At 38.7% G+C, this 2,374-nt stretch carries 3 protein-coding genes; all 3 read left to right on the top strand.

Going from position 1 to position 2,374, the window contains the following annotated elements; genetic code table 11:
- The first annotated feature begins 180 nt into the window (after positions 1 to 180).
- The 3 genes from BUB85_RS20715 to BUB85_RS20725 all read left to right on the top strand — a co-directional run bounded on the left by BUB85_RS20715 (position 181) and on the right by BUB85_RS20725 (position 2,291).
- Positions 181 to 558 (top strand): DUF6612 family protein, encoded by a 378-nt coding sequence (locus BUB85_RS20715; RefSeq protein WP_073113359.1) that lies wholly within the window; start codon positions 181 to 183, stop codon positions 556 to 558.
- 228 nt (positions 559 to 786) lie between these two features.
- A complete protein-coding gene (locus tag BUB85_RS20720; protein ID WP_073113360.1) occupies positions 787 to 1,875 on the top strand; it encodes a cobalamin B12-binding domain-containing protein in 1,089 nt (362 codons plus the stop codon).
- Positions 1,839 to 2,291, top strand: coding sequence for a sensor histidine kinase (locus BUB85_RS20725; RefSeq protein ID WP_073113361.1), 453 nt, complete (start codon positions 1,839 to 1,841; stop codon positions 2,289 to 2,291). Before BUB85_RS20720 ends, BUB85_RS20725 begins: the two co-directional genes overlap by 37 nt.
- Positions 2,292 to 2,374 lie beyond the last annotated feature (83 nt).

Here is a 2,374-nt window from a genome sequence, read left to right on the forward strand (position 1 = left end):
TTACCGAAATAATATCGCAAAACAGGTTTTAAAAATTCTCTGTTTTGTACAAAAATTAATTAGTTCCCCAAGGGGGTTCTGAACAGTTACGAAAAATCAAAAGATACGAAGAAACCAAAAGAAATTGATTTTGAGAATTTATTTGCTGAGGGACTCACCCTGTCGGATAAGACAGAAAAAATGGATAGCAAAGAAGTCTATGTGCTGGAAGGCAAATTAAATGGAAAAGAGATGGAAAAACAGATCGTATCGCTGCAAGAGGAAGTCAAAGAAATATTTAAGGATATGGACTTTGAGAAAATGGACATCCCTATGACGCTAAAAGTCTATAAGGACAGTAAACTTCCGGCATCAATCGAAATGGATATGAACAGTTTTGTAAATGAGATTTTTAAAGTTGTCATGGATGAGGAAGAACAGGGAAACATGACTGCTAAGACATGTCTGTTGACAATGACCTTCCAAGAGTACAATACGGTTGATGCAATTGAAATACCAAAAGAGGCATTGGATGCAGTGGAGCAGAACTTGTCTGATTTGGCAGAAGAGGCGTTGTAGTAAGCGTAGTCAGTATTGTCGTGTGAATTGTTTTAATTGTTAGAACCTAAGCCTGTGCGTCTGAAGTTAATCGGGCGCACAGGCTTTTTTTGTACGGATGAACTTGCAGTTAAATATTGAATAAATCCCTTTTAAGTGATACGATATGAATGAGAAAGTGTACTTGTTTTACAGAGGACCCAATAATGCATAAGAGACACCGATTGATATAAACAGGGGGGGATAACTATGAGTTTGTTCTATATCGATGAGGCGGATGAATTAAATGAACTAGTACAACGGATGTCGAAAAAACAGTATGAACAATCACCAGGTTTATATGACGACCTTCCTGAACGAGCAAAGAAATTTATGAAACGGGACTTCTTTTATGGAATCTCATATTTAAAATCTGCAATTGATTTAAAAGAGGAACAGATTTTTGTATCGTATGTGAGGTGGACTTACGAGTATCTGACCTATTTGATGATCTATGTGACCAGCGAGCAGATGACAAAGCAATGTATTGATTTTTATGTTGCCATGTCAGTGTGCCTAAAAGATGAATTGCCATCAGAAGATTATGAATTTGCAGAAATCTGTATTCAGAAAGGAATACAGGAAATTGAAAGACTGTACAAAGAAGGCTTTCAGAGAAGCGAAGCAGCAGAAAATCAAGGATCGGAAGGAAAATATAATCAAATTGCAGCAGAATATATTGCCATCATCTTGAGAAAAGATTCAAAAGAGGCAATGCAGTATTTTCTTAAACTGTATCAGGGCGGAATGAATATTCAGGATATTTATCTGGAAGTGGTACAGAAAGTGATGTATAAGATCGGTGAATTGTGGTTTGAAAAGAAAATCAGTGTGGCACAGGAGCATTACTGTACGGCATTGACTCAGACCGCTATTTCTCAGCTGTATTCTACTATTTTTTCAACTCCTCCGAATGGACATACCATGATAGGATGCTGCATTGGAGGGGAACTTCATGAGCTGGGGATGCGTATGATTACTGATTTATTTACCTATGCAGGATGGAACAGTGTGTTTTTAGGGGCAGGGGTACCGGAAGAGGCACTTATTCATACTGTGAAAGAAGAAAAAGCGGATCTGATTGCTCTATCCGTTACGATGCCACAGCATTTAATCCTGTGTAAAAATATAATTAAAGAACTACGCAGCAAAGCTCCGGATTTAAAAATTGCTGTGGGAGGGAAGGCGTTTGAGGATGTACCAGATATTTGGCGTGAATGGAACGCAGATATTTATACAACAGACGCAAGGGGACTAATTCAATGGGCACAGACGAACATTTTGGAAAAACAGATATGACAGACGAGCAGTTCTATCTGGAAGAGATGCAGAAGATGAATAATCAGATGATCAATATGCAGAGAGAGCTGAACCGTGCGCTGATGGAATCCAGAAGAATGCAGGAAGAACTAAAGCAAAATGAAGAATTGAGGATTGCATTGGAGGTATCAGAAAAAGCCGGAAAGGCAAAAATGGATTTTATGTCACGGATGAGTCATGATCTGCGGACACCGATGAATGTTATCATGGGATTGACAGCTGCCACACTGGATGAAGCTGATCACCCGGAAGCGGTTCGGGAAAACATGGCTCATATTCGTTCTGCCAGTGATTATATGCTGGGGCTTATCAACGATATTCTGGATATGGACAATACGGAAAAGGATGCAGTTATATTGAAGTCAGAGCCGTATAGTTACAATGAATTTCTGTAACTGTTCAGAACCCCCTTGGGGAACTAATTAATTTTTGTACAAAACAGAGAATTTTTAAAACCTGTTTTGCGATATTATTTCGG

The organism is Hespellia stercorisuis DSM 15480, assembly GCF_900142165.1.
GTDB classification, from domain to species: Bacteria; Bacillota; Clostridia; order Lachnospirales; family Lachnospiraceae; genus Hespellia; species Hespellia stercorisuis.